This window comes from Candidatus Methanoplasma cognatum (genome assembly GCA_009777615.1).
GTDB classification, from domain to species: Archaea; Thermoplasmatota; Thermoplasmata; order Methanomassiliicoccales; family Methanomethylophilaceae; genus Methanoplasma; species Methanoplasma cognatum.
On the sequence record WRLM01000001.1, the window covers coordinates 443,917 to 468,501 of the forward strand.

At 54.7% G+C, this 24,585-nt stretch carries 29 protein-coding genes; 17 read left to right on the plus strand and 12 right to left on the minus strand.

Annotated elements, in window-relative coordinates; translation table 11 throughout:
* Nucleotides 1-3: 3 nt before the first annotated feature.
* Nucleotides 4-297, minus strand: a complete 294-nt coding sequence (locus tag FWG96_01950) for a YhbY family RNA-binding protein (GenBank protein MCL2032024.1) — start codon at nt 295-297, stop codon at nt 4-6.
* The gene (locus tag FWG96_01955) at nt 294-614 is read right to left on the minus strand and encodes a ribonuclease P protein component 4 (protein MCL2032025.1); all 321 of its coding nucleotides are present in this window, start codon (nt 612-614) and stop codon (nt 294-296) included. The genes FWG96_01950 and FWG96_01955 overlap by 4 nt, the downstream gene beginning before the upstream one ends.
* Before the next feature lie 207 nt (nt 615-821).
* Here FWG96_01955 and FWG96_01960 point away from each other — a divergent pair, with 207 nt between their 5' ends.
* The 7 genes from FWG96_01960 to FWG96_01990 all read left to right on the plus strand — a co-directional run bounded on the left by FWG96_01960 (nt 822) and on the right by FWG96_01990 (nt 5,710).
* Nucleotides 822-1,214 carry a DUF6463 family protein gene (locus FWG96_01960; protein MCL2032026.1) on the plus strand — a complete coding sequence of 131 codons (393 nt, stop codon included), beginning with the start codon at nt 822-824 and terminating at the stop codon, nt 1,212-1,214.
* Between the two features lie 184 nt (nt 1,215-1,398).
* Complete coding sequence (locus FWG96_01965) at nt 1,399-1,917, plus strand: 50S ribosomal protein L16 (GenBank protein ID MCL2032027.1); 519 nt, start codon at nt 1,399-1,401, stop codon at nt 1,915-1,917.
* Entirely contained in the window at nt 1,918-2,907 is a 990-nt protein-coding gene (dph2, locus tag FWG96_01970) for a diphthamide biosynthesis enzyme Dph2 (GenBank protein MCL2032028.1), read from the plus strand.
* 287 nt (nt 2,908-3,194) lie between these two features.
* Nucleotides 3,195-3,944, plus strand: a complete 750-nt coding sequence (gene mtxX / locus FWG96_01975; protein ID MCL2032029.1) for a methanogenesis marker protein Mmp4/MtxX — start codon at nt 3,195-3,197, stop codon at nt 3,942-3,944.
* Nucleotides 3,941-4,414, plus strand: coding sequence for a 6-pyruvoyl tetrahydropterin synthase family protein (locus tag FWG96_01980; GenBank protein MCL2032030.1), 474 nt, complete (start codon nt 3,941-3,943; stop codon nt 4,412-4,414). The genes mtxX and FWG96_01980 overlap by 4 nt, the downstream gene beginning before the upstream one ends.
* Nucleotides 4,414-5,085: a 7-cyano-7-deazaguanine synthase QueC gene (queC, locus tag FWG96_01985; GenBank protein ID MCL2032031.1), complete on the plus strand. Its 672-nt coding sequence runs from the start codon at nt 4,414-4,416 to the stop codon at nt 5,083-5,085. Before FWG96_01980 ends, queC begins: the two co-directional genes overlap by 1 nt.
* 1 nt (nt 5,086) lies before the next feature.
* A complete protein-coding gene (locus FWG96_01990; protein MCL2032032.1) occupies nt 5,087-5,710 on the plus strand; it encodes a radical SAM protein in 624 nt (207 codons plus the stop codon).
* On the opposite strand, the gene FWG96_01995 is transcribed toward FWG96_01990, so the two are convergent.
* The 4 genes from FWG96_01995 to FWG96_02010 form a co-directional block, all read right to left on the minus strand.
* Entirely contained in the window at nt 5,702-6,043 is a 342-nt protein-coding gene (locus FWG96_01995) for a NifB/NifX family molybdenum-iron cluster-binding protein (protein ID MCL2032033.1), read from the minus strand. The two genes, FWG96_01990 and FWG96_01995, sit on opposite strands and share 9 nt — an antisense overlap.
* A complete protein-coding gene (locus FWG96_02000; protein ID MCL2032034.1) occupies nt 6,040-6,873 on the minus strand; it encodes an Mrp/NBP35 family ATP-binding protein in 834 nt (277 codons plus the stop codon). Before FWG96_02000 ends, FWG96_01995 begins: the two co-directional genes overlap by 4 nt.
* A 137-nt stretch (nt 6,874-7,010) precedes the next feature.
* On the minus strand, nt 7,011-7,256 hold the full coding sequence (locus tag FWG96_02005; protein MCL2032035.1) for a zinc ribbon domain-containing protein: 246 nt from the start codon (nt 7,254-7,256) through the stop codon (nt 7,011-7,013).
* 19 nt (nt 7,257-7,275) lie between these two features.
* Nucleotides 7,276-7,857, minus strand: a complete 582-nt coding sequence (locus FWG96_02010; protein ID MCL2032036.1) for a TetR/AcrR family transcriptional regulator — start codon at nt 7,855-7,857, stop codon at nt 7,276-7,278.
* 228 nt (nt 7,858-8,085) lie between these two features.
* Here FWG96_02010 and FWG96_02015 point away from each other — a divergent pair, with 228 nt between their 5' ends.
* The 4 genes from FWG96_02015 to carA all read left to right on the plus strand — a co-directional run bounded on the left by FWG96_02015 (nt 8,086) and on the right by carA (nt 12,209).
* Nucleotides 8,086-8,358: an aspartyl/glutamyl-tRNA amidotransferase subunit C gene (locus FWG96_02015; GenBank protein ID MCL2032037.1), complete on the plus strand. Its 273-nt coding sequence runs from the start codon at nt 8,086-8,088 to the stop codon at nt 8,356-8,358.
* Nucleotides 8,355-9,677, plus strand: coding sequence for an amidase family protein (locus FWG96_02020; protein MCL2032038.1), 1,323 nt, complete (start codon nt 8,355-8,357; stop codon nt 9,675-9,677). The genes FWG96_02015 and FWG96_02020 overlap by 4 nt, the downstream gene beginning before the upstream one ends.
* Nucleotides 9,674-11,014 (plus strand): Asp-tRNA(Asn)/Glu-tRNA(Gln) amidotransferase subunit GatB, encoded by a 1,341-nt coding sequence (gene gatB / locus FWG96_02025; GenBank protein ID MCL2032039.1) that lies wholly within the window; start codon nt 9,674-9,676, stop codon nt 11,012-11,014. Before FWG96_02020 ends, gatB begins: the two co-directional genes overlap by 4 nt.
* Nucleotides 11,015-11,132: 118 nt before the next feature.
* Nucleotides 11,133-12,209 (plus strand): glutamine-hydrolyzing carbamoyl-phosphate synthase small subunit, encoded by a 1,077-nt coding sequence (gene carA, locus FWG96_02030; protein MCL2032040.1) that lies wholly within the window; start codon nt 11,133-11,135, stop codon nt 12,207-12,209.
* A 40-nt stretch (nt 12,210-12,249) separates the two neighbouring features.
* Here the strand turns inward: carA and argH are convergent, their stop codons facing one another.
* The 4 genes from argH to hisH form a co-directional block, all read right to left on the minus strand.
* Nucleotides 12,250-13,695 carry an argininosuccinate lyase gene (argH, locus tag FWG96_02035; GenBank protein MCL2032041.1) on the minus strand — a complete coding sequence of 482 codons (1,446 nt, stop codon included), beginning with the start codon at nt 13,693-13,695 and terminating at the stop codon, nt 12,250-12,252.
* A 4-nt stretch (nt 13,696-13,699) separates the two neighbouring features.
* The gene (locus FWG96_02040) at nt 13,700-14,929 is read right to left on the minus strand and encodes an argininosuccinate synthase (protein MCL2032042.1); all 1,230 of its coding nucleotides are present in this window, start codon (nt 14,927-14,929) and stop codon (nt 13,700-13,702) included.
* Between the two features lie 233 nt (nt 14,930-15,162).
* Nucleotides 15,163-15,915 (minus strand): imidazole glycerol phosphate synthase subunit HisF, encoded by a 753-nt coding sequence (gene hisF / locus FWG96_02045; protein MCL2032043.1) that lies wholly within the window; start codon nt 15,913-15,915, stop codon nt 15,163-15,165.
* A 52-nt stretch (nt 15,916-15,967) separates the two neighbouring features.
* Entirely contained in the window at nt 15,968-16,573 is a 606-nt protein-coding gene (hisH, locus tag FWG96_02050; protein ID MCL2032044.1) for an imidazole glycerol phosphate synthase subunit HisH, read from the minus strand.
* Between the two features lie 243 nt (nt 16,574-16,816).
* Between hisH and FWG96_02055 the strand changes: the two genes are divergently transcribed.
* From FWG96_02055 to FWG96_02065, 3 genes are all read left to right on the plus strand, one after another.
* A complete protein-coding gene (locus FWG96_02055) occupies nt 16,817-18,994 on the plus strand; it encodes a glutamine synthetase III (GenBank protein ID MCL2032045.1) in 2,178 nt (725 codons plus the stop codon).
* 77 nt (nt 18,995-19,071) lie between these two features.
* On the plus strand, nt 19,072-19,473 hold the full coding sequence (locus FWG96_02060; protein ID MCL2032046.1) for a VOC family protein: 402 nt from the start codon (nt 19,072-19,074) through the stop codon (nt 19,471-19,473).
* Nucleotides 19,474-19,512: 39 nt separating this feature from the next.
* A complete protein-coding gene (locus FWG96_02065) occupies nt 19,513-20,091 on the plus strand; it encodes a flavodoxin family protein (GenBank protein ID MCL2032047.1) in 579 nt (192 codons plus the stop codon).
* Here the strand turns inward: FWG96_02065 and FWG96_02070 are convergent, their stop codons facing one another.
* Nucleotides 20,092-20,814, minus strand: a complete 723-nt coding sequence (locus FWG96_02070; GenBank protein ID MCL2032048.1) for a hypothetical protein — start codon at nt 20,812-20,814, stop codon at nt 20,092-20,094.
* A gap of 157 nt (nt 20,815-20,971) precedes the next feature.
* Between FWG96_02070 and FWG96_02075 the strand changes: the two genes are divergently transcribed.
* Genes FWG96_02075 through FWG96_02085 form a run of 3 tightly spaced genes read left to right on the plus strand, consistent with a single transcriptional unit; the run spans nt 20,972 to nt 23,128 of the window.
* Entirely contained in the window at nt 20,972-21,463 is a 492-nt protein-coding gene (locus FWG96_02075) for an RNA-binding protein (GenBank protein MCL2032049.1), read from the plus strand.
* Between the two features lie 4 nt (nt 21,464-21,467).
* Nucleotides 21,468-21,812, plus strand: coding sequence for a cell division protein SepF (sepF, locus tag FWG96_02080; protein ID MCL2032050.1), 345 nt, complete (start codon nt 21,468-21,470; stop codon nt 21,810-21,812).
* A gap of 2 nt (nt 21,813-21,814) precedes the next feature.
* Nucleotides 21,815-23,128, plus strand: a complete 1,314-nt coding sequence (locus tag FWG96_02085) for an HD domain-containing protein (protein MCL2032051.1) — start codon at nt 21,815-21,817, stop codon at nt 23,126-23,128.
* Here the strand turns inward: FWG96_02085 and FWG96_02090 are convergent.
* Complete coding sequence (locus tag FWG96_02090) at nt 23,118-24,569, minus strand: RtcB family protein (protein ID MCL2032052.1); 1,452 nt, start codon at nt 24,567-24,569, stop codon at nt 23,118-23,120. The genes FWG96_02085 and FWG96_02090 overlap by 11 nt on opposite strands.
* Nucleotides 24,570-24,585 lie beyond the last annotated feature (16 nt).

A 24,585-nucleotide genomic window follows, 5' to 3' on the forward strand; every position in this document is an offset into this window, starting at 1 on the left:
CCCTCAGAATTTCTTTTGACTCAGCGAGGTCCACGTCCTTTTATCTGTGAGCACGATCACGCTTCCGCGGACATCCACTATGACGGAGTTTGTGGACGAGGCAAGCTCTTCGGCCACGGATTTAGGATCGGCGTCCACCGTACTCAGGACCTTTACTTTTATTAAGCGGGCGTTCTTAAGCTGAGCGGCGATCTCGTTCAGCACTCCTTCGTCTATTCCTTCTTTTCCCACATGAACCGTGGGGCTGAGGTCGTTGGCGCGCCTCATCAGTTCCTTTCTTGCTTCTTTTTCCGTCATTTTTCTCTCTCCTTCAAGTATGGCGTCCTTTTCAGCCCGCCGCATCGCTGACATGTCGTCACTATCTTCCTGCCCGTCAGTCTTATCGTGCAGTTGGTTCCCGGGATAAGAGGGATCATGCACCTCTTGCAGTATCTGAAACCCGCAGGCATCTTTACTTTGGTCTTCCCGCCGATCCTTCTTGCCAATGAGACGTATCTTATTGCGAGGTCTTCCCTGCCGGCGGTCAAAGCATCCTTTGACAGTTCGGTCAGTATCGAAATGCGTTCCTCACCGATACCTGCGACCGCACTTCTGGAGATACGCTTTCTCGACATGTTCCATGATGTGAGTTGAGATGGTGATATAAATATTGTCCATCTGCAGGCACTTTTTCGAGACCTCTGCATAAGGCTGAGCCGAACATCTCCTCATTTCGTACCGTCGGTGAGGGGGGATGCGGAACGGAAGGCCAGGATTAAAATACGACAATTGGCGTAAATAGACTACGACAAATCTATATATGAAAATGTAATCAGAAATATATGTCAATTGCATACAAAAGACCGATGGAACTTTGGAGATACAGCGGGATACTTCTTATCGCGACGGGAATGATCCATGTTGCAGTAGGCATAGCACTGGGCGGAGAATTTCTCTGGGCGATAGTCAAAGATGGGTTGTTGAACGCTGTCGGCGACTATACAGACGGTAAATTCGCGTCATGGTGGTTCGCAATGGCGGGCATATTCGTCATCATGCTGGGCCATGTGCTGCATCATTATATCAAAAAAGAGCAAAGACCCGCGCCGCGCTTTGTGGGATATTATCTCATATGCATGTCTGCCATAGGCTGCATTGTTGAACCTGCTTCGGGGTTCTGGCTGTTCATTCCGCAGGCACTCATAATAATCTTTGCCGAAAGAAGCGGCAATTGATCGGCGTTCCGACCATGCCGAACAAACAATGGCCGGTGTTCACAGATGAGCGTTCAGCACACGACGGAAAGTTTTATTTACCGATTCTTATTGCGTCGTAATCAATAAAAAAAGAAGAACAGCAACAGTCTTTAAATAGAAATTCGAGATTGTCGCTCTATCACATTCCACACAGGTGGCGCAAATGGTAAGAAAGCCCGCATCGATGTACAGAAGGATCACAGGACAGGCGTACACACGCCGCGAATACATGGGAGGAGTTCCCGCAAGCAGGTTGAGTCAGTTTGACATGGGGAACGGAAATGAGGACTTCCCCATCACTCTCACGCTTAAAGTGAAGAACCGTGTGCAGATCAGGCACACCGCGCTGGAGGCGGGACGTATCGCGGCCAACAAGATGCTTTCCAGCCAGGCCGGAGTGGCCAACTACCACCTCAAAGTAAGGGCATACCCGCACTGCGTTCTCAGAGAGAACAAGCTCGCCACTGGCGCGGGCGCGGACCGTGTGTCAAGCGGAATGCGCTCGGCATTCGGCAAGACCGTCGGAACGGCGGCGAGGCTTGAGCGCGATCAAGCGATCCTTACCGTAAGCGTAACTCCTGAGAAAGCGAACGTCGCCAAGACCGCGCTCTGGAAAGCGTCCATGAAATTCCCGTCCCCCTGCTACGTAGATATCGAGAAGGGACAGGAATACATGAAGTAAATGTTCGACCTCGATCTGGACAGGGTAGTTTCTTGGATCAGGAAGAGAGGCTACTCCGCCGTAGCCGTTCAGCTGCCGGAGGGTCTCAAGGCGGACGCTCTCCGTATTTCCGATGTTCTATCCGGCTCCGCTGAGGCAGAGGTCATCATTCTGGGCGATCCCTGCTACGGCGCATGCGACCTTTTCGTTGATTACAGAAGATACGCCGATGCGCTGGTGCATTTCGGGCATTCACCCATACATCCTCAGGAGAATGATGAGGACATTCTTTTTGTCGAAGTGAGAGCCTGCCCGGACATAGAAAATGCGGTCAGGACAGCGGCGGAGAGACTACCGAAAAGGGTCGGACTGCTTGCGACCGTCCAGTACGTTGGGCTGATACCTAAGGCGAAAGGGATCCTTGAAGAGATGGGAAAAGAGGTCTTCATAGGGAAAGGGGACGGCAGGATATTCCATCCCGGTCAGGTTCTCGGGTGCAATTTCAGTTCCGCCCTCTCCGTCAACGGTGACGCGGACGCATTCCTGTACCTGGGCGAAGGCGATTTTCATCCTCTTGCGGTGTCCTTCGGCGTGAAGAGGCCCATGGTGGTGCTCGATCCCCTTACCGGAGAAATAAGGTCGGTGGACGAAGCCAGGGACAGAATGCTCAGGAAGAGGTTCGCCGCGATAGAGAAGGCGAAGGCCGCCGATAGTTTCTTAGTGATAGTCTGCACGAAGACGGGGCAGGAGAGGTCAGCAGCCGCAGACATGCTTATGGACAAGATAAAGGAACAGGGGAAAACGGCGTACAGACTGGTGGTCAGCGAGATCGGACCGGATGCGCTGCTTCCTTACAAAGTGGACGCCTACATCAACACCGCCTGCCCGAGGATAGCGACGGACGACTCCGCCAGATACTCAAAGCCGATGCTGACTGTGACGGAAGCGGAGATAGTTCTCGGGCTCAGAGAATGGGAAGGGTACGAATTCGATTCCATCGGCCCCCTCTGATCATTTCTCGAAAGAACAAAGGCATCCAGCCCCTTTCACAACTCCTCCCTCTCGGCTCCCGACAGGTTCATTTAACGATATCTCAAATTCTATCATAGAAGGAAAAACTGTTTTGAAATATACCTATATTCGATTATGGGAGGAATGTTTGCCATCATTCTGGAGTGTGCTTAAGAGACGGTCTCCCCGCGGCACGGCGGGCGGACGGGAAAAGCCGGTTCGGTCCGCGAGGTCGGCCAAACTATCCAATCACAAATCCTTAATACGCCGGATATAATGAACATCTGATGTTCACAGTCAAAGACCTCCTGCACAGCACCCTTCCCGACGTACGCGTGGGGATCGGCCGCGGCACCGAATCCGGACACGTGGAGAACAGCGTCCGCACGCTGAACAATAAAGGCGTTAAGATATATGGCGACCCGAAAGAACTGGTGGACGATCTCTTCTCAGGAAAGATAGACGCGGCGGTCAGAGGGGACATGCCATCCTCCGCCCTGCTGCCAATACTTAAGGAAAGGGCCGGCGTCGAAGAGCTGGAGAGGCTGGTTATAATGGAGCCGCCGAGAGGTCGCACGTTCTTCATGGCGCCGGTCGGTATCGATGAAGGGTGGACAACAGAAGAAAAACACAGCATCGTAGTCAGGGCGATAGAGCTCATGAAGGAATTGGGAGCAGGTACCAGGATAGCCGTTATGTCCGGAGGCAGGAGCGGGGACAAAGGGAGGAACAGATACGTCGACAGGACCATCGAAGGCGCGGAAGAGCTGGTCTCCATCCTCCAGAAGGAAGGATACGATTCCTACCACGCGGAGATACTGATCGAGTCGGCCGTTGAAGAAGCCGATCTGATAATCGCGCCGGACGGGATAGCCGGGAACCTGATCTTCAGGACCATGCACTTCATTGGGGATGCGATAGCCATGGGCGCCCCTGTGCTGAATATAGATAAAGTGTTCGTGGACACCTCCAGGGTGAAGACGGATTACATGGACTCGATAATACTCGCCATGAAACTCGCCGAGGGGAAGAGATGATAATAGAGATAGACGGAGGCCACACCGGGATAGGATTCTCATCCTGCCATTTCATTCCAATGCATGAGAAATGTTCCCGACTCCACGGTCACAGCTACACAGTGAGGATGAGGCTCGAAGGGGAGCCGGGCGAGAACGGCATGGTGATGGATTTCGTCGTGCTGAAAAAGAAACTGAGATCCATGACGGCCGAGATGGACCACAAGGTCCTGCTGCCGGCAGCCTCGGACATTGTCAGGATAGAGGAGAGGGACGGATCCGTCGAAGTATCGTCCTGCGGCAAGAGGTACGTTTTTCCGGCGGAAGACGTACTGATGCTGGACATCCGGACGACCACCGCGGAGGATATGGCCAGGATGATGGCCGAGAAGATAATCGGCGAGATCGATATCCCCGGAACGGTCAAGAGCGTGTCCATAGGGCTGGACGAAGAGCGCGGACAGACAGCGTGGTACACGAAGGTGTTATGATGCCCAAGGCGGTCGTGCTGTTATCGGGAGGATTGGATTCCACCGTAACACTTGCGGCCGCGATCGACGATGGCATGGACGCCGTTGCGGTAAGTTTCAGATACGGGCAGAGACACACCAGGGAACTGGATTCCGCTTATGCGGTGTGCGGACACTATGGGATAGAGCACCGGACCATCGATATAGACATGTCGTCGTTCAGGTCTGCGCTGACCGATGACAATATGGAAGTGCCTCCGGACAGAGAAGGGGACCTCGGTAAAGAGATTCCCGTTACATACGTTCCGGCGAGGAATATAATATTCCTGAGCATAGCCGCGGGACTTTGCGAATCCATAGGGGCCGAAGCGGCGTACATAGGGGCCAATGCGATCGACTATTCAGGATACCCGGACTGCCGCCCCGAGTTCTTTGAGTCATTCAGGGAGATGCTCATGAAGGGTACGAAAGCTGGAACGGAAGGCCGGGCGGTCGAGATAAGGACTCCGATCATCGACCTTTCCAAGGCCGACATCGTGAGGAAGGGAAAGGAACTGAACGCTCCGCTGCATCTGACGTGGTCATGCTACAACGGCGGCGCGAGGGCTTGCGGCCGTTGCGATTCATGCCGGCTGAGGCTCAAAGGGTTCAGGGAAGCCGGATATAAGGACGAGATAGAATACGAGGGATAAAATGAAGATATGCGAATATTTCAGATCGATCCAGGGAGAGGGTCTGATGATAGGCGTCCCGACATATTTCATAAGGACGGCGGGGTGCAATCTGAGGTGCGATTGGTGCGATACCAAATATGCCCTGGAAGGCGGCATGGAAGCATCCGTTGACGAGATCATGGAGATGGTGGACGACACCGAGAACGTGTGTATCACCGGCGGGGAGCCGATGCTCCAGAAGGACACCCCTGAGCTGTTGGACAGACTTCTGAAGGCGGGAAAAAAGATAGTGATCGAAACGAACGGGTCAAAGGACATATCATGGATACCAAAGGATGAGAGGGTGATCGTCAGTCTTGATATCAAATGCCCCTCGTCGGGGATGTCAGAGAGGAATCTCCTTTCGAATCTGGAGCACATCGGGAAGAAGGACCAGATCAAATTTGTGATAGGCGGAGCGGTGGACCTGAACTACGCGATCCGGTTCATAAGAGAGAACCCCGTAGACACGAACATAATATTCTGTCCCGTGGGAGGAATGGACCTGCTACCGATAGCCGAAGAGGTTGTCAACAGAAAACTGAATGTGAGGGTGCTGCCTCAGCTTCATAAGATAATATGGGGAGAAAAGAGGTCAGTCTGACCCCGCTCTTTTCCTTAACTCAGTTCTTCTTTTGAGGTCCGCGACGCACTCTTCGACGGCCCCTTCTTCGTCGTAAGCCACATGTATCCCGGCCTTGCCTAGTATGTCGAGGCCGTGGGAGCCTATGCCGCCGGTGATCACCGCATCCACTCCCAGCCCGGCTATCGCATTGGCGACCTTCATGCCCGCACCCTCCAATTTCGCATATTCGTTCTCGATAACATGATAATCCAGCGTGTCGGAATCGACCACCAGGAAGAACGGCGCATGGCCGAAATCCTCCGCGACATATGAATCCAGCGTGTCCCCTTCCGCAATGACCACGACCTTCATTTTCTCTCCACCGTTCTTATGATCCTTTCCGTTATCTCATTGAACGCAGCGGCGGACCTCGATCCGGGATCGGCCACTACCACAGGCATGCCGGAGTCTCCCGACGCCGCTACGCCGGGCTCGAGAGGAATACGCCCCAAGAACTGTATGTTCAGGCTCTCCGCTGCTTTCTCTCCGCCGCCGGATCCGAATATCTCCGTAAGCTCGCCGCAGTGCGGACACACGAACCCGCTCATGTTCTCGATCAATCCTATAACAGGCAGTTTTGTCTGGGACGCGAAAGTGATGGATTTTCTGCTGTCAAGCAGAGCGACCTCCTGAGGCGTTGTTACGATAACGGCGCCGTCCGCTTTAGGTATCAGCTGAACGATCGATATCGCCTCGTCACCGGTCCCCGGAGGCATATCTACTATGAGGTAATCCAATTCGCCCCATTCCACGTCCTCTATGAACTGCCTTATTGCGCTCGTCTTCATCGGGCCTCTCCACATCACCGCCGAGTCCCTCTCCGGAAGCAGGAAAGCCATTGACATTATGCTGAGCGAGGGCGGGACCGATATTGGGATAAGCTTGTCATTTTCGTTTGCGTAGAGTTTCTCATCTTCTATGCGGAACATCTTTGGTATATTGGGGCCGGTGATGTCTATGTCCATGAGGCCGGTCTGATAGCCCTTCATAGAAAGGGCCTGAGCGAGGTTGGAGGAAACGGTGCTCTTACCCACCCCTCCCTTTCCGCTCATGACGATTACCACATGCTTGATCCTGGAAAGGCTGTCTTGCAGCTGGGTGTCCCTGACGATATCCTCGCCGCTCATCATTGGTTTTGACATAGAGTTCTTTCTCCTTGTTCCTAAATGTCCAGTACCGATATAGGGTTATCGGACCGACAGTCTGAGCCACATGACCAGGATGGGGACCGTCTGCAGGCAAACAGCGGATCATTCCGGACCTCCCTCAAGGGGCCGCTTCAATCAAAACAGTCTTCCCAAGCAGGGAGCTTCCTCATCATGGACAGCGCAGCGCTTTCCGCGACCTCGCGGGCCAACCCCTGTGTCCTGATGATAAAGTCCGTCAGGTTCTCCTGTTTCTCATCAAAAGATTGCATTGTGCCGTCCGGCCGGGCGCAATGGACGCAATAATCCTTGTTCATATCGTTCATTGCGAAGTCGGATGCGTTCTTCATGGGCATACCGCAGGCGATACAGTTCTTCATCTTCTTACCTCCAATATTTTCATTTCTTTATCAATTCCAAAAAACATTCGATCAAGTCATTCTTATATACTTTCAAAACCGAGCCGCCCGGCGCGAACAGGTCTCCGTTCAGCAGATAATAGTGTACCAGTCCGAGCCATGTGTTGAAGACCATGTGGAACGGTATGTTCTTGATCTCCCCTTTGCTCATCTCCTCCTCCAATGCCTGCATGAAGTGTATGGACACCGTCGACTGTATGGCGATGAAAGTGTTCCTCGCTTCTTCCGGCAGGTAGACCGCTTCTTTGATCAGCCTTTTGTAAAGATCCTCATGCTTTTTCAGCACGTCAATATGCATCTCCAAAAGCACGGTTATGTTGTTGACAGAATCAGATAGCAGATTCAGTTCTTTTTCTATTTCCCGTGAGAAATTCTCCACTGAGGAGATCAGCAGGTCTTCGACGGTCGGGAAATGAACGAATATCGACCCGTGCGAGACCTGCGCTTCGTTGGCGATGGCGATGGTAGGGGTGGAAAAGCCGTTCTCCGAATAAACCTTCAGCGCCGCCGCCGCGATCCTCTCTTTCGTCTGCGCCTTTTGCAGTTTCCGTTTCTCCGCCATTGAATGACTTCCAATTCAATGAGTGTTTACTCAATATATTAATCTTTCCCGAAGGCCGAGGTTTTCTTTCCCCGCAGAACCGAAAGCCTGCAAACTCATTCCCTCCCGCTTCTGCGCGCATAGCGTCCGCAGGCTTTGATACGCGGCAATGAAGAATTCTGAGCCGCAGTATCAGTCTTGTGAGTCAGGGATAAAAATTATAACAAAAGAGAGAATCCGTAGGTCATAATGGACAGGAAGACCATCAAAAGGGTCGCGAAGACCGCGCATCTTGCGCTCAGCGATGAGGAGCTTGAAAGATACGGCAAGGACCTGGCCGAGATACTTGATTATTTCAGCCTGATCGACGGGTCGCCGGAAGGAGAGGGATGCGGCGTGAACCCTGTGGAGATCACGGACATTCTTAGGGATGACGTGCCCGGTATCTTCATCGATCCCGGCGAACTTCTTAAGGACATGAAAACATACGATGGCTACGTGAGGGGGCCGAGACTATTATGAATGATATTCTCGCCCGCCTCCATGCGCTGAACGAGAAGTATTCCATGTTCAGCAGCATAGCCGACGGCCCGGACGTAGGCAGCCACGAATTCCTGTTCTCCGCAAAGGACAGCCTGACGTCCGCCGATATGCAGACGCGCTGCGGCTCCAAGATACTGGACGGATATCGTCCGATGTTCGATGCCGCCCCCATCGAGAGGATGAGGGCGGCCGGAGGGAAGCTGATAGGGAAGAACAACATGGACGAGTTCGGGTTCGGCACATTCTGCACGAATTCGGCATACGGCGTCCCGAAGAATCCTTTTGATCTCGAAAGGTCGTGCGGCGGGTCGTCGGGGGGTTCGGCATGCGCCGCGGCGGTCATCGACGGGCATATATCGCTGGGGGCGTCCACCGGAGGCTCCGTGTGCTGTCCCGCAAGCTTCTGCGGGACATACGGGATCGTGCCGACATACGGAAGAGTATCGAGGCACGGCCTGGTGGATTACGGCAGCTCCCTGGACAAAGTGGGTCTGATATCCTCGGACCCCGGAATGATCGCCAGATTTCTTCCGGTGATTTCCGGGAAGGACCCGAGGGACCCGACCTCATGCGCCCAGCCCGTCCTTGAGCTGAAAGGCAAAAAGATAGGGTCGGCAGCGGTGCCCGAGGAGTCCCTGGCCGGCGTAAGCAAGGATGTCCTTTCCGCTTTCGAACGCTCCCTGGACACACTGAGGGCCGCCGGTGTCGAGATAAGGAAAATAAGCATGCCGTCGCTTAGATACGCGCCGCCGGCATATTTCATAATAGCGACGTCCGAGGCGTCCACGAACCTTGCCAGGTATGTCGGGATGAGGTACGGGCAGCAGGAGGGGGATCTTTCCCTGAAGTTCGATGATTATTTCACATCGTTCAGGACGAGATACTTCGGGGATGAGGCAAAGAGGAGGATCCTTCTGGGAACGTATATCAGGATGGAGGGGTTCAGGGACCGATACTATGCCAAAGCGCTCAAGGTCAGACTCCACGTGATCGCATCTTACAAGGAAGTATTCAGGGAATACGGCGCCGTTCTTACGCCCACAATGCCGTTCGTCTCCCCGAAGTTTGGCGAGATATCGAAAATGACCCCTATGGAAACATACAGCGCGGACTTTCTCACATGCCCCCCGGACCTGGCTGGCATGCCCCATATGTCAGTCCCGTGCGGTTACGACGGGAACGGGATGCCCATAGGGATGCAGGTTGTCACGGACCATTGGGAGGAGGACCCTCTTGTGACCTTCGCGGAGGAATGGGACTCCTTATTCAGCGTGAGACGGCCGGAGGTGTCGCCGTGAGGATAGGTCTTGAGATACATGTGCAGCTTCCGACCGCGTCCAAGATGTTCTGTTCCTGCCCGACCGCCATCACGGACGTCCCCAACACACACGTATGCCCCATATGTCTGGGTATGCCGGGCAGCAAACCCATGATGAACAGGAAGGCGGTCGAGTACGGCATAATGCTGGCGAAGATGCTGGGCTGCGAGATCCCCGAGACCATATGGTTCTCCAGAAAGACATACTTCTATCCGGACATGAGCAGGAGCGTCCAGATCACACAGTACGACAACCCCGTCGGGAGGGGCGGCGTCTATCGTATGCATGGGAAGAAACCCATCGGGATCACCAGGATACAGCTTGAGGAGGACCCAGGCAAGACGAAGAGGGTAGGCGATCAGTCATCCATGGTGGATTATAACAGGTGCGGTATCGCGCTTGCGGAGATAGTGACCGACCCCGATCTCTCCTCTCCGGCGGAGGCCAGGGAGTTCCTCAGGCAGCTGATAGCGGACATCCGCCACACAATAGACCTCCCCAATGACGGGGAGAGAAGCATCCGTTGTGACTGTAACATATCGATCGGAGATGAAAGGGCGGAGGTGAAGAACGTCACCGGTCTGAGGAATGTCGAGAGGGCGCTGACCTTCGAAGCGATAAGACAGACAAAGGTCCTGAAGGCGGGAGGAAAGGTAGAGAGGGAGACCAGGCGCTTCGATGAGGAAAGAGGAGTTACTGTGTCTGTCAGGAAGAAGGAATATGAGGCGGACTACGGCTACATTGACGAGCCGGACCTGGGCATATTCCGCATAGGGGAGCTCGTGAGATCGATATCGATAAAGGAGAGCACCGTCAGCATAGCCTCAAGGCTCAGCAGGGACCATAAGATCGATATGAGGACCGCTGACCAGATCGTCTCGATGTCCGCCGGCCTGGCCGAGATTTTCGATAAGATCGCTAAAGAGACCGGCTCCCCACAGACGGCGGTGTCGTGGGTCACGGGGACAGTGAGTGCCAATTGGAAGGCTTTCGAGGCGGCGGGGAAGGATCCGGAAGGGATAGTGGACATAATAAGAAGGTTCTCCGGAGGCGAAATGACGGACATAGAGACGGACATCAAGTTGAAGGCCTATATGACAGGCGCAGATGCAGGGTCCGCAATGGAGCAAAGTGCTGATCTGGAGAAGATAATCAATGATTATCTGGATGCGCATCCCGAGATCATCGGTGAGATAAAGAGGAACGAAAAGGCCGTCAACAGGGTGATCGGACACGTGATGAAGGAAACGGGCGGGAGATACTCATCGTCTGAAATAGTGTCGGCGACAAAGGACACTCTCGGCCGAAGGCCGTGACCGCATCAGCGGCCCGTTCAGCAAGGGCCGGTTTGTCCGCTGTCAGACAATAGGACAAAACCTCTGTTCAGGCGTTACGGCAAATATTATATTGGGCATCAGGGTTGAAATCATCCCGATGATGCGGAGTTATCTTGCACTGGAGGACGGATCGGTAATGGAGGGGGAATCGTTCGGTCATACGGACGATGTTTTCGGAGAGGTAGTTTTCTCCACCGGAATGAGCGGATATCAGGAAAGTATGACCGACCCCTCTTTCAGAGGACAGATACTTATCATGACGTATCCCATGGTAGGGAATTACGGAATGTGCGACGGGCTCAACCAATCCGAGGGTGCGCATATACGGGGACTTGTTGTCCGCGAGTATTGCAAGGAACCATCCAGGATGTACGGCGGCGAAACGATAGATACGTTCATGAAAAGGCATAGGATACCCGGGATATCCGGAATAGATACCAGAGAATTGGTGATAAAGATCAGGCAGGCCGGTACGCTCAGGGGCGTGATCGTCCACGGAGGGGGTGCGGAGGATGCCGTCAGGAAGGCAAAGGAGACCCCCGCGCCGTCAGAAAGCAATCTTGTCTCGGAGGTCTCCAGTAAAAGCATTGTGAGGATCGACAACAAAAAGGACCTGACGGTGGGCGTGATAGACTGCGGCATGAAGAGCAGCATCCTGAGAGAGCTTTCCGAGAGGTTCAATGTCGTCATCCTTCCTTATGACACGCCTGCGCAGAAGGCGATCGATACCGGCATCAACGGCGTACTGGTGTCCAACGGCCCGGGGGACCCGGCGCATCCAGATATGATGAGGACCGCAGTGAAGACAGTGAGCGATCTGTCGTCGCAGCTGCCGATGATGGGCATATGCTACGGGAACCAGATAGTATCGCTGGCATTCGGTGCCGAGACATATAAGATGAGGTTCGGGCACCGCGGCTGCAATCAGCCTGTCAAGTATGAGGGGCGCATTTACATAACATCACAGAACCATGGATTCGCGGTTGACGCTGACAGTCTGGATGGTACGGGACTGATCGCCGACCAATTCAATGCTAACGACGGGTCCGTGGAAGGCATGCGCCACAGGGACCTTCCGATATTCACCGCACAGTATCATCCGGAAGCCGCTCCCGGGCCGCACGACACCTCCTTCCTGTTTGATAAATTCAAGAGGATAGTGGGGTCCGGATGAATAATTTTACAGCAGTCTAGCGACCATCGGTTCCGCGCCGTTAATCTGCAAGCTTGTTCCAGCAGTCATTGATCGCGGATATCTTCCGGCTTATGCGGCCCTCTCTGTCCGTGAGGGAACTGAGCGTTCCGGATATCTGCGCTTCGACGCTCCGCGGGGATGTCCCGCCGAGGGAACAGCGCCTCTCCACACATTTTTCGATTGGTAAGACATCGAACACGTCGTCGTCTATAAGGCCGGAGAACTCTTTCATCTCAGACAGTGTCAGCTCTTCCAGTCCTCTTTTCTCGCGGATGCAGAATCTCACCGCCGAGCCTACGGCCCCGTACGCCTCGCGGAAGGGCATACCCTTCGCCACAAGGTAGTCCGCCATGTCGGTCGCGTTGATGTATCCCTTCTTTGTGAGATCGGACATGCGGTCCGCATCGAATCTCATTGTGGAAATGATCTTTGACATCATCAGCGTGCATTGTATTGCGGTGTGCACCGACCCCATTATTATTTTCTTGTCTTCCTGCAGGTCGCGGTTGTATGTCAGCGGCAGGCCTTTCATGAGCACCAATGCGGCGACGAGGTCCCCTATTATGCCTCCCGTTCTTCCTCTTATGAGTTCGGCGACATCCGGGTTCTTCTTCTGGGGCATCATCGATGACCCTGTCGTATATCTGTCGTCCATCTCTATGAAGCCAAACTCCGGCGACGACCACAATATGAGCTCTTCCGCCATTGACGACAGGTGAACCGCCAGCATCGATGCGCAGAATGCGGTCTCTATCACAAAGTCCCTGTCGCTGACGCTGTCCATCGAATTCTCCGTGGGGCGTCCGAATCCCAGCAGGTCTGACGTCTGTTTACGGTCGATGGGGTATGTGGTGCCGGCCAGCGCGCCGGCGCCCAGCGGGCATACGTTGATACGCTCAAATGATTCCAGAAACCTTTCGGCATCCCTGCCGAGCCTGAATGCGTGCGCCATCATGTGCTGCGCCGCCGTAACTGGCTGGGCATGTTGCATATGCGTGAACCCGGGCATTATCACAGTTAGCGAGTTGCTTGCCAGGTCCGTAAGCGTTTTGATAAGGATGTCGATGTCCTTTGCCGCCTCAAGCACCGCATCGCGCAGATACATCCTGAGGTCCGTCGCGACTTGGTCGTTCCTGCTCCTGCCCGTGTGCAGCTTTCCCCCGACCGGACCTTTGAGCATAGTAAGGGCATGCTCTATGTTTGTGTGTATATCCTCTAGGCCGCAGTCGATCTCTAGCCTCTCCTCCTTCACATCTTTCAGAATGGCCCTCAGCCCCTCGATCATCTCGCCTGCGTCGCCGCCGGAAAGGACGCCGCAATCCCTCAGCATCGTCACATGTGCTATGGAACCCATGATATCATAGAATCCCAGAGCAAGGTCCGTATCAAGCGATGATGTGAACTCGAGTGTCGAATCGTCCATGCCGCCGTCGTACCTGCCGGACCAAAGAGCCTTTTGTCCCATGTTATCACTTCTTGCTTTTCATGTGGGCCTTCGCCGCCGTCTTGTCAGGCAGCCCCCAGCAATAGATGAACCCGACGGCCGACGCGTGATCGAAACAATCTCCTTTGGAGTAAGTGGATAAACCCTCTTCGTAGAGCGAATAATCCGATCTTCTTCCGATGGCGGCCGCGCTCCCCTTGAAGAGCTTCATCCTCACAGTCCCGGTGACGAACTTCTGCGTATCATCCACGAACCTGTCCAGCGACTCGCGGAGGGCGCCGAACCAAAGCCCGTTGTATACCAGCTCGGAATACTTCTGCTCGACGCCTCTCTTGAACTCGAGGACGTTCTTCTGGACAGTTAGGAACTCCATGTCTCTGTGCGCCGCGATCAGCAGTATCGCGGCGGGGCATTCGTATGTCTCCCTGCTCTTCACTCCGATCAGGCGGTCCTCGATGTGGTCGATGCGCCCGATGCCGTGCCTTGACGCGATCCTGTTCAGCTCCGTTATCAGTGTGACGCCGTCCTTCCTCTCTCCGTTGTATCCGACCGGTATGCCTTTTTCGAACATTATCTCCAGATACTCAGGCTCGTTCGGTGCGTCCTCCGGAGGCGTTGTCCAGTCGCACGAGTCCTCCGGCGGCTCCATCCAAGGGTCCTCAAGGGGCCCGCACTCGCAGCTCCTCCCCCAAAGGTTCTCGTCTATGGAATACGGGCTCTTTTTCTTCAATGCTATCGGGAGGTTGTTGGCGCGAGCGTACTCGACCGCCTCCTCGCGCGTCATCACCCAGTCCCTCATAGGAGCTATTATTTTCAATTCCGGGCCGAGCGACATTATCCCCACGTCGAAGCGCACCTGGTCGTTGCCCTTTGCCGTACACCCGTGCGCTATGTACTTCGCACCCTCCTCCCTTGCGATCTCCACAAGCTTCTTGATGATGACCGGCCTTGCGACAGCCGTGCTCAGCGGGTAGACGCCTTGGTACATGGCGTTGGCTTTCAGCGAGGGCCATATGTAATCCGTTACGAACTCTTCTCTCGCGTCCACATACTCGGCCTTTATCGCGCCGATGGTCTTCGCCCTTGAGATTATGTCGTCCTTGCTGTCAGGCTGTCCCACGTTGACCGCGACCGCTATGACGTCCAGGTCATACTTTTCCTGCAGCCACCTGATAGCAACCGACGTATCGAGACCGCCCGAATAAGCCAAAACAACCTTTTCTCTATTGCCGGATGTTTTCTTTCCTGTATTCATCGAACAGCACATTTTCGTTTTGGGTATAAACATTTCCTTTGTTGAACGGTCAAAGGTTACGGTATTCGATGCTTCAAACGATAATAAAAAGTAGCGACTTCCCTACAACGCCCCGGGTCAGATCACAAAAAAGAACGCCGCAGGCGGTGAGGGGCGGGAAAGACAAATTCCCAAAGAGATCCCGCCCGTGCGATATGCGGAGCACATGTCCCGGCGGCCCGTTCCGCCGAACCTCATCTTACCGCCACGCCTCTGTCTCTGAGGTATTCCTTTACCTGACCGACGCTACACTCGTTATAATGGAATATAGAGGCCGCCAGAGCGGCCGCCGCGCCTGTCTGTGCGAACACCTGATATATGTGCTCCATGGAACCGACACCTCCGGATGCGATCACCGGTATCGACACGGCGTCGGCGACCGCCGCCGTAAGGGCGATGTCGTAACCTTTCCCGACGCCGTCGGCGTCCATGGACGTCAGGAGGATCTCCCCCGCCCCGAGGTCCTCAACCTTTCCGGCCCACTCGACCGCGTCGATATTTGCAGGTACCGTTCCTCCGTGCGTATGTACCTCCCAGCGGCCGTCCTTCTTCCTGGCGTCTATTGCCACCACTACGCACTGTCTCCCGAAATCATCCGCGCACTCTCTTATTATCGACGGGTCCGCCACTGCGGCTGAATTGACTGATACCTTGTCCGCACCCGCGCTGAGCGCAGCCCTCATGTCCTGCTTTGTCCTTATCCCCCCGCCGACCGTCAGCGGCACGAACAGCCTTTCCGCCGTCTCGGAAACTATGCGCAGCATCGTATCTCTTGCCTCCAGCGTGGCCGATATGTCTAGGAACACCACTTCGTCGGCGCCCTGTGCCTCGTACTCCCCGGCTAGGTCCGGCGGATGCCCCACGTCCCTGAGGTTCTGGAACCTGACGCCTTTTACAACCTTTCCGTCCCTGACGTCCAGACATGGGATTATCCTTTTTGTGAGCATTATGCGGTCCCCCTTAAAATGACGTCCCCCGCGCTTTGCCTCAGTGTTTTATTCATTGCCGCTCCTTTGCGAATTCTATGAAATTCCTTATAAACCGGCCTCCAGAAAGGCCGCTCTTCTCAGGATGGAATTGGCAACCGTACACGTTCTTTTTTCTGAACAGTACCGGTATCTCCGCGCCGCCGTGTTCCGTCGTTCCGATCACCAGGGAACGGTCCTCCGGGCTACCGAAGTAGGAGTGCGCGAAATAGAAATATCTGCTGTCCACCCCTCCGAATATCTCGTCTTCGGCGTCTACGGAATTCCACCCCATGTGCGGGACCTGCCCAGCGGTCAGACGCTTTACTCTGCCGGATATGAGGCCCAATCCTTCCGTGCCGCCCTCCTCGCTTCCGTCGAAGAGTATGTGCATTCCTATGCAGATGCCCAGTACGGGCACTCCGGATCCTAGCACCGCACGGATATCGTCCCTGTAAGGGATGAGTCTCTCCATCGTTCTGTCGAATGCGCCCACGCCGGGGAATACTATACATTCGGAATCGATCAGATCCCTCATGTCGGTCACCACCCTGACGTCCCCTCCGGCGTTCCTAAGCGCCTTATTTATCGAGTGAAGATTGCCTACGCCATAGTCGGCCAGCGAAACGGTCACCTCCATCGGGCCACCTCTTCGGCGTTCCGCCGCCCTTTTTTTGGGATCGTCAGTTCCGCGATCATGGTATTGCTTGCGACCATATGTAAAAAGGATAAAAAACCTTGTTACCGCAACCGTTCTGTTTTCGCAAGCGGCCGTGAGGGAAAGTTTAAGGTACATTATGTATCGGAGTTTTGACCTAAAATGATCGCATATTGGCGGTTTCTGTCTGGAAAAGTATATTAGTAATCAGTGAAATCGGTTCCCATGCCAGGAAGGTTCAGCGCAATAGAGCAGGCTTTTGAAAGGGAACCGATTGCGGCAGCGCCGCCGGCGAGAGACACGTCCTCTTACTACGGATGTAACGTATTCAACAGGGAGGCAATGAGAAAATACCTCTCCTCCGAGACAAGGATGATAGTTTATGAGTCGATCGAAAAGGGCGTGACCCTTGACAAGTGGATCGGAGAGCACGTAGCGTCCGGGATGAAGCGCTGGGCCATGGACATGGGAGCGACCCACTATACGCACTGGTTCCAGCCCCTGACAGGAGGGACCGCCGAAAAACACGACTCCTTTGCCGAACCGCACATACAGGGCAGATCACTGGAAGAGTTCAGCGGAAACAAGCTGTGCCAGCAGGAGCCGGATGCCTCATCCTTCCCCAGCGGAGGACTGAGGAACACATTCGAAGCGAGAGGATACACCGCTTGGGACCCGTCTTCGCCCGCTTTCATACTCGGGGACTGTCTGTGCATACCGACGGTGTTCATATCTTACACAGGCGAGGCCCTTGATTATAAGACCCCCCTTATGAGGTCCACATCCGCCGTGAAGAAGGCGGCCTCGGATGTCCTGGCATATTTCGGGATGGGGGATGCCGCCGTATTCTCCTATCTCGGTTGGGAACAGGAATACTTCCTTGTGGACAGTTCTCTGTATGTGCTGCGCCCGGACCTGATGCTCTCGGACAGGACGCTCATAGGGCACGACAGCGCGAGGAACCAGCAACTGGACGACCATTACTTCGGATCCATACCTCCGAGGGTTATGGAGTTCATGAAGGAAGTGGAATACGAAGGATATAAACTCGGGATACCTCTGAAGACAAGGCACAACGAGGTCGCTCCGAACCAGTTCGAGATCGCCCCGGTGTTCGAGGAGATGGACCTGGCAGTGGATCACAACCTTCTGCTTATGTCAATAATGAGGAGGGTGGCCGACCGTCACAAGTTCAAGGTCCTATTCCACGAGAAGCCGTTCAAAGGGATCAACGGGTCCGGCAAACACTGCAACTGGTCACTGGGCACGGACGACGGCACCGCGCTCCTCTCACCCGGGAAGACGGACGAGGAGAACCTCAGGTTCTTCGCATTCATGGCGAACGTTCTGAAAGCGGTGTATGATAACAACGGGCTTCTCAAGGCATCCATAGTCTCTGCGTCGAACGCCCACAGGCTCGGGGCGAACGAGGCGCCGCCGGCAATAATGTCCTCATTTCTGGGGAAACAGATAACGGCGGCCTTCGAGGAACTCCTCGGCACAGAGAATGTGGTCAAGATGGAGGACAAGAAAGGACACAGCGTGGGCATACCTCAGGTCCCCGAGCTGCTCGTAGATAACACAGACAGGAACAGGACGTCGCCCTTCGCGTTCACAGGGAACCGCTTTGAGTTCAGGGCGGCGGGGTCGTCGGCGAACTGCGCATCCCCCATGACAGTGCTGAACACGGCGGTCGCATACCAGCTCAGACAGTTCAAGGAAGCGGTCGACAAGAGGATATCGGCAGGCGAACCTGTGATGAAGGCGGTCCTCGATGAGACGCGCGAAACCTACAGGGCGTGCAGGGCCGTATGTTTCGACGGCAACGGATACTCTGACGAGTGGAAGAAAGAAGCTGAACGCCGCGGCCTAGACACGGAGAGCTCCGTCCCAGTGATACTGGACCACTTCACGGCTCCCATGACGATAAAGATGTATGAGGACACCGGGGTGCTTTCGGAGGTCGAACTCAGGGCGAGGAACGAGGTCGCGTGGGAACACTATTCCAAGAAGGTTGAGATAGAATCGAGGGTGCTGAGCGACCTGGCATACAACCACGTGATACCCGTGGCGATAAGATTCCAGAATGTCCTGTTCGACAATGTACTGAAGAGCAGGGAGCTCTTCACCGACGAGGAGTTCGAAAAATATTCTCCTCAGGAACTGCGGCAGATAAAGGAGATAGCGGACTACATCAACTACATCAGAACGGCGGCCGACGACATGGACCGGATGTGTGATGAGTTCTCCCTGCTGGAAGGGCGCGAGATGGCCATGGCGTATCACGATAGGCTGATCCCCCGTATGGACAGCATGAGGGGCTATGTCGACTCGCTCGAGAACATAGTGGACGACCAGATGTGGCCTCTTCCTAAGTACAGGGAACTGCTGTTCATACGCTGATATGGGAGCATGGTCCGGCATACGGACACTGCCACGTCATAGTAACGGATATATCCGAAAAAGCCGTGACTCCGTCTATGCCCATAGGTGATCCAGGCGGAGGGAATTTTTTATACACGGAGGAAGGGCTCCCGGAGTCCATATTCTCAGCGACGGTCCCATGCGCCGATATCGACCGGGCGCTGTCCTTTTACAGCGGGCTGCTGGGAATGGATGTTCTTTACAAAAAAGAGGGGGAGGCGGCGGTAAGAAGGAACGGCGCAACGCTCCTTCTGAAAGTGTCTGATGCTACCGGGGCGGACACGGGGATATTCCTCGGAGTCGAGAACCCGTATGACCTTCACAGGCGGCTGATCGATGACGGAGTGGTCTTCGTAAAGGATCCGGCAAGGACGCCGCTGGGAGTTTCCACCTCATTCAAAGACCACGACGGCAATATCATACACGCGATCGAGATGAAGGCGGATCTTCGGCTTTGAGTGATAAATGTTTTATCCGCAACCCTGTTTCCGTAGGTCATGAAGGTCATAGCTCTCAACGGCAGCCCTCGGCTGATCGGCAACACAAGCAACATACTCCACGAAGTGTCCGACGAGCTGGAGAAAGAGGGCATAGAGACAGAGCACATCCAACTGTATTCTTCGAGGTTCACTCTCTGCAATGACTGCAGGTCCTGCGAGATCAGAGGGGACGGGAGATGTATTCTCGAAGACGATGATCTTAACGAGATCGTCGATAAGATGAGGGAGGCCGACGGGGTCATCCTAGCATCCCCTTGTTACTACGGGGCATGTTCTTCGCAGATGAAGATATTCCTTGAGAGGACGGGAATGATCCTGGAAAAGGGGGACAAAGGATTGAGGAGGAAGGTCGGAGGGGCGATCGTCGTGAACGCCCACGAAGGAGGTTCGATGGTTTACTCCCAGTTGGTCTACTGGATGCTCAGGAATCAGATGATCGTATGCGGAGGGATCCCCGGGCCGATCGTGACCGCCCTCAATTCCCCCCAGTATCAGAATGACAAAGAAGGTATGAAAGGGGTCGTCAGCCTTGCAAAGGAGATGGCCTGGACCATCACCAAGCTGAACGGCCTCTGATCAGAAGAAATAGAATCCGCAGCCTTCGCTGACAGAGATGTTCGCCACGGCGTTCATGCGTTCCAGGGGCCCCCCGTAGCGCCTGACCATCATCTTGCCTTCTTCGGGAAGCGCCTTTGTCAGTATCTCTATCTCTTTCAGAAGTATCTTGGCATCCTCCGGGGTATATATCCTGCCGCTTTGTGCCCCCTCAGGCACGGAAGCTACGATTTTGCAACCTCTCTTCTCGGCTATGCCGGGGAGCAGGCTGTCGTTCGGTCCGAAGGACCCGATGCATCCGCGGCCCTTGTCCCAGGATAGTTTGCATTTCAGGCACATCTCGTTCATTTCGTCGAAGGACAGCATGTCCCATCCGGAAAGGCGGTTCTCTTTTTTGGATGCGGCCAGTACTTTCTCTTTGTCCGAGGCGCTTACTTTATCCATATCTACCCAGCCGGTGCTGGTCCTGACCGCCTTGGGCCCGAGGAGCTTGATGTCCGGATCATTTTTCAGTTTGTCCATGTATATCGCGTCTGTCTCGGCATTGATCCGGTTCCTTTTTAGAAAAGCATCCCAATCGTCCACAAGGGAGCGGGCGTCCTCCAGAGACACTACGTCATCATATCCGGCGAGACCCTCCATACCGGAGACATCGTCCACGCGCACTCTTACTACTTTCATTCTCAGGTCCCTGCACAATGCGCTCTCGGCTTCCGTCTCGCATATTCCTATACTGATCCCCATTTTCGTACCCTCTTTCTATCTGTCCCTTAACCACAGAAACAGGCTTGCGCATTTTATAAGTTCCCCAAGTTATTCCCCTGTTGCCCTGTTTATGGCACGACCTGCGCTCGCTTTAAAGCAAAAGTATGAAAACTTTTAGGGACATGAGAGAAACGAAATGGCAGACGTCAGAATAAGAAAAAGAAAGAGGATGAGGAGCAAGGAGATAAAGACGATATCGTCCGAACTGGAAGAAGCGCTAGGGGTTCCGGTCTTCACTGAGGATGACCCCGTGGACTTCGCTGAGAGTTCGGACTTCGACCTGTTGTTCGTAGGCGGCGACATCCTCGGCCTGGTCCACGGCGGAAGGCCGTTCCTGACGGTGAGAGGCGTGATAAAGTACAGGCCCGTCAGAAGATACGTCACAGTGGACATGGGGGCGGTCCCCTTCATAACCAACGGAGCGGACTGCATGGGCCCGGGCATAGTCGAGGCGGATCCCACCATAAAAACCGGGGACCTTGTCTGGATAAAGGATGTCAAGAACGGGATGCCGCTTGCCATAGGCGTCTCGGAAAGGAGCGGAGAGGAACTCATCCAAAAAAAGCCAGGAAAGGCAATAAAGAGCATTCATAACGTTGGAGATAAGCTTTGGAAGACCGGGGAGTGACGGGGTGTTCGGCAGGAAGAAAGAGGAACGGAAGGGGAAGGTATTCGTTGATCTGAACGAGCACAGCGCGCCCATGTATGCGCAGTCGGACGCTAAGATAAAGGCTGTGGAGGTCACGTCGTACCGCGACCTGAAAGCGCTGACGGACATGGCGTACCGGGGGAACATACTGGTGCTGGATTTCTCAAGGTTCGCCGAAGGGGACGCGGCAAAAAGGGAGATCGCAAAACGCCTTCTGGAGGTCGCAAAGGATATCAGCGGCGCCTTCACCGAGGTATCCGACAGACTGATGATACTCAGCCCCAGCGGCCTGAACATCGATAAATGCAGAATAACATACAGAGAGTGAACATGTCAGAGATATCCAAAGTGATACATGATCCGGTCCACGGCAGCATCGTAGTGGACGAGCCGTTCCTGACGATCCTAGACAGGCATGAGATGCAGAGACTGAGGGGGGTGAGTCAGCTCGGCCTGGGAAACATGGTATTCCCAGGCGCGAACCATACGAGATTCGAGCATTCTCTGGGCGTCTACCATCTAGCGGGCAGGATGGCGTCCTCCATCGGGCTCTCCGAAGAGGACGCATCGGCGATAAGGGCGGCGGGGCTTCTGCATGATATCTGTCATACTCCTTTCTCACACACGACGGAGGAGATCTTTGAGCACGTAACCGGAATGAATCACATGGAAATGGCGGAAAAGCTCATCAAAGGCGAGGTAAGGACGTACTGCGAAAGGGACGAAGATCTTTTCGGAGGCGTCCCGCCGATATCCGAGGTCCTGGAAATGAGCGGGATCCCGCCGGGGAAAGTGTGCGACCTGATATTGTATCCCCGATCCAGGGACGAAAGTCTGGATGCCTTCAGCGACGGAAAGAGGGCGCAGCACTTCTCACCAAAGGACTTCATACACCAGATAATACACGGGCCGGTGGACGCCGACCAGATGGACTATCTCGTCAGGGACGCATATTACACCGGCGTCTCCCACGGGAAGGTGGACATTGACAGACTTATAGGGACCATGAGGGTCCACAATGACAGGATCGTGATCGAAAAAGGCGGGAAGCCGGCCGCCGAAGGCCTGATGGTATCCAGGTCACTCATGCACTCTTCGGTCTATTTCCACAGAACGGTCAGGATAATCAAGATGATGCTTATGAAATCCGTTGAGGCGTCAGCCCTTGACGTCAGCGGAATATACCTTTGGAATGATGCGGAGCTGATGAACCGCCTTATTGAGGAAGGGGGAACGTCCTCCAAGATAGCCAGGTCGGTCCAGAACAGGGTCCTTTATAAAAAGGTCATAACGAAATTCAGCGAGGACACGTCCGAGGACATGCTGTCGCAGCTTTCGGAATTCACTTCATATCCGAAAAGGAAACAACTCGAAGGAGAGATAGCGGACCGCGCGGGAGTGGACGTCTCGGATGTTGTGGTCGATATCCCCCCGAGCTCGATACTGCTCTCGAAGATGAGCATCGGTAAGACTGATGTTTCGATACTCGATCCCGAGGGTAAGGTCAAGGCCCTGACCCGGCTGTCGCCGGTCGCAAAGGCGCTTCAGTCGAGGGACGCCTTCGGCTGGTCGCTGCTGATCGCTTCTCCCGAAGAGCATAAGGATGCGGTCCGCAGAGCTTCCGGAAAGATACTCAACCTTTGACGACGCCTATCGGAGTGAGCTTTGCCACTTTGTCCGTAAGCCCCGCGGCGCAGACCACTCTGATGACCTCATCCACATCCTTGTATGCGGCCGGAGCCTCCTCCAGCAGCCCTTCATCGGACCCGCTCCTGAGGTAGATATTGCTCTTTTTCATTTCGTTCCTTATATCGGACACCTTGAGACTGCCGAGAGCCGCCGTTCTGGACATCTTCCGCCCCGCGCCGTGGCATGTTGAACCGAACGTTTCTTCCATGGCGCCCTTCTTCCCGACCAGAACGTATGTCCCGACCTTCATATCTCCCGGAATGATCACCGGCTGCCCCGTGTCCCTATACATGGGGGTTATCTCGGAGCGTCCAGCGGCGAATGCGCGGGTCGATCCCTTCCTATGCACCAGCACATTCTCCGAGTGCTTCTCAACATCATGGCGTTCTTTCTTCGCGATGTTGTGCGCCACGTCGTAGACCATATCCATCCCCATACTCTCCGCCGTGTCTCCGAGGATATTCTCGAAGGACTCCCTGACCCAATGGGTTATCATCTGCCTGTTCGCCCAAGCGTAGTTCGCGCCGCAGCACATCGCTTTGTAGTAATCGTCGCCGAGCTTCGAATCGAGGGGAGCGCAGGCGAGCTGTCTGTCGGGGAGCTTTATGTTATTGTTCCTGACGTACCTCTCCATCTCCTGAAGGTATTCCGTCGCGATCTGATGGCCGCATCCTCTCGAACCGCAGTGCACAGTGATCGTGACGGTACCCTCCTTCAGTCCGAACTTCTTCGCCACATCTTTGTCGTAAACATCGTCGACAACATCCAGTTCCAGGAAGTGGTTGCCGGATCCGAGGGAGCCGAGCTGAGGTATCCCTCTCTTGCGGGCTTTGTCGCTCACAGTGGACGGGTCCGCGTCGGGCATGCGCCCTTTCTCTTCCGTTACCTCTATGTCGCGTTCCCAGCCGTACCCGTTCTTGACCGCCCATTCCGAACCGTTCAGGAGTATGTCGTCCATCTCCCTGTTACCGATCTTCGTAAGGCCCTTCGAGCCGAGCCCGGAAGGCACGTTCTTGTAGAGCTCGTCCACAAGGACGTCGACCTTCCCCTCCAGGTCTTTTACGGTTAGGTCCGTTTTTATCAGACGGACCCCGCAGTTTATGTCGAAACCTATCCCCCCCGGAGATATCGACCCGCTGTCCGCATTGACGGCGGCAACTCCTCCGATGGGGAAGCCGTATCCCCAGTGTATGTCGGGCATCGCCATGGAGCTTCCGACGATCCCGGGGAGGCAGGCGACGTTGGCGGCCTGCTGCGGGGCGTTGTCCGCGCGGATCTGGCCTATCATGCTCTCGCTGGCGTATATTATCGCATTGGTCCTCATGAAGGGGAACTCTTCCTTCGGTATCTCCCATCTGTTATCATCGATCCTTTTCAGCTTTCCGTTCCATGCCATATGATCACTCCCTTAC

What these genes read in the sequence shown, in the direction of transcription:
- FWG96_02015 (MCL2032037.1), top strand. Translation starts at nt 8,086, where the DNA reads ATGGACAGGAAGACCATCAAAAGGGTCGCGAAGACCGCGCATCTTGCG.
- mtxX (MCL2032029.1), top strand. Translation starts at nt 3,195, where the DNA reads ATGTTCACAGTCAAAGACCTCCTGCACAGCACCCTTCCCGACGTACGC.
- FWG96_02040 (MCL2032042.1), bottom strand. Translation starts at nt 14,929, where the DNA reads ATGAATACAGGAAAGAAAACATCCGGCAATAGAGAAAAGGTTGTTTTG.
- FWG96_01995 (MCL2032033.1), bottom strand. Translation starts at nt 6,043, where the DNA reads ATGAAGGTCGTGGTCATTGCGGAAGGGGACACGCTGGATTCATATGTC.
- FWG96_01965 (MCL2032027.1), top strand. Translation starts at nt 1,399, where the DNA reads ATGGTAAGAAAGCCCGCATCGATGTACAGAAGGATCACAGGACAGGCG.
- hisF (MCL2032043.1), bottom strand. Translation starts at nt 15,915, where the DNA reads ATGCTCACAAAAAGGATAATCCCATGTCTGGACGTCAGGGACGGAAAG.
- hisH (MCL2032044.1), bottom strand. Translation starts at nt 16,573, where the DNA reads ATGGAGGTGACCGTTTCGCTGGCCGACTATGGCGTAGGCAATCTTCAC.
- FWG96_02005 (MCL2032035.1), bottom strand. Translation starts at nt 7,256, where the DNA reads ATGAAGAACTGTATCGCCTGCGGTATGCCCATGAAGAACGCATCCGAC.
- FWG96_02090 (MCL2032052.1), bottom strand. Translation starts at nt 24,569, where the DNA reads ATGGCATGGAACGGAAAGCTGAAAAGGATCGATGATAACAGATGGGAG.
- FWG96_02085 (MCL2032051.1), top strand. Translation starts at nt 21,815, where the DNA reads ATGTCAGAGATATCCAAAGTGATACATGATCCGGTCCACGGCAGCATC.
- FWG96_02010 (MCL2032036.1), bottom strand. Translation starts at nt 7,857, where the DNA reads ATGGCGGAGAAACGGAAACTGCAAAAGGCGCAGACGAAAGAGAGGATC.
- FWG96_01960 (MCL2032026.1), top strand. Translation starts at nt 822, where the DNA reads ATGTCAATTGCATACAAAAGACCGATGGAACTTTGGAGATACAGCGGG.
- argH (MCL2032041.1), bottom strand. Translation starts at nt 13,695, where the DNA reads ATGGGACAAAAGGCTCTTTGGTCCGGCAGGTACGACGGCGGCATGGAC.
- FWG96_01990 (MCL2032032.1), top strand. Translation starts at nt 5,087, where the DNA reads ATGAAGATATGCGAATATTTCAGATCGATCCAGGGAGAGGGTCTGATG.
- FWG96_02020 (MCL2032038.1), top strand. Translation starts at nt 8,355, where the DNA reads ATGAATGATATTCTCGCCCGCCTCCATGCGCTGAACGAGAAGTATTCC.
- FWG96_01950 (MCL2032024.1), bottom strand. Translation starts at nt 297, where the DNA reads ATGACGGAAAAAGAAGCAAGAAAGGAACTGATGAGGCGCGCCAACGAC.
- FWG96_02065 (MCL2032047.1), top strand. Translation starts at nt 19,513, where the DNA reads ATGAAGGTCATAGCTCTCAACGGCAGCCCTCGGCTGATCGGCAACACA.
- FWG96_01955 (MCL2032025.1), bottom strand. Translation starts at nt 614, where the DNA reads ATGTCGAGAAAGCGTATCTCCAGAAGTGCGGTCGCAGGTATCGGTGAG.
- FWG96_02055 (MCL2032045.1), top strand. Translation starts at nt 16,817, where the DNA reads ATGCCAGGAAGGTTCAGCGCAATAGAGCAGGCTTTTGAAAGGGAACCG.
- FWG96_01980 (MCL2032030.1), top strand. Translation starts at nt 3,941, where the DNA reads ATGATAATAGAGATAGACGGAGGCCACACCGGGATAGGATTCTCATCC.
- FWG96_02000 (MCL2032034.1), bottom strand. Translation starts at nt 6,873, where the DNA reads ATGTCAAAACCAATGATGAGCGGCGAGGATATCGTCAGGGACACCCAG.
- carA (MCL2032040.1), top strand. Translation starts at nt 11,133, where the DNA reads ATGATGCGGAGTTATCTTGCACTGGAGGACGGATCGGTAATGGAGGGG.
- FWG96_02075 (MCL2032049.1), top strand. Translation starts at nt 20,972, where the DNA reads ATGGCAGACGTCAGAATAAGAAAAAGAAAGAGGATGAGGAGCAAGGAG.
- FWG96_02070 (MCL2032048.1), bottom strand. Translation starts at nt 20,814, where the DNA reads ATGGGGATCAGTATAGGAATATGCGAGACGGAAGCCGAGAGCGCATTG.
- queC (MCL2032031.1), top strand. Translation starts at nt 4,414, where the DNA reads ATGCCCAAGGCGGTCGTGCTGTTATCGGGAGGATTGGATTCCACCGTA.
- dph2 (MCL2032028.1), top strand. Translation starts at nt 1,918, where the DNA reads ATGTTCGACCTCGATCTGGACAGGGTAGTTTCTTGGATCAGGAAGAGA.
- FWG96_02060 (MCL2032046.1), top strand. Translation starts at nt 19,072, where the DNA reads ATGCCCATAGGTGATCCAGGCGGAGGGAATTTTTTATACACGGAGGAA.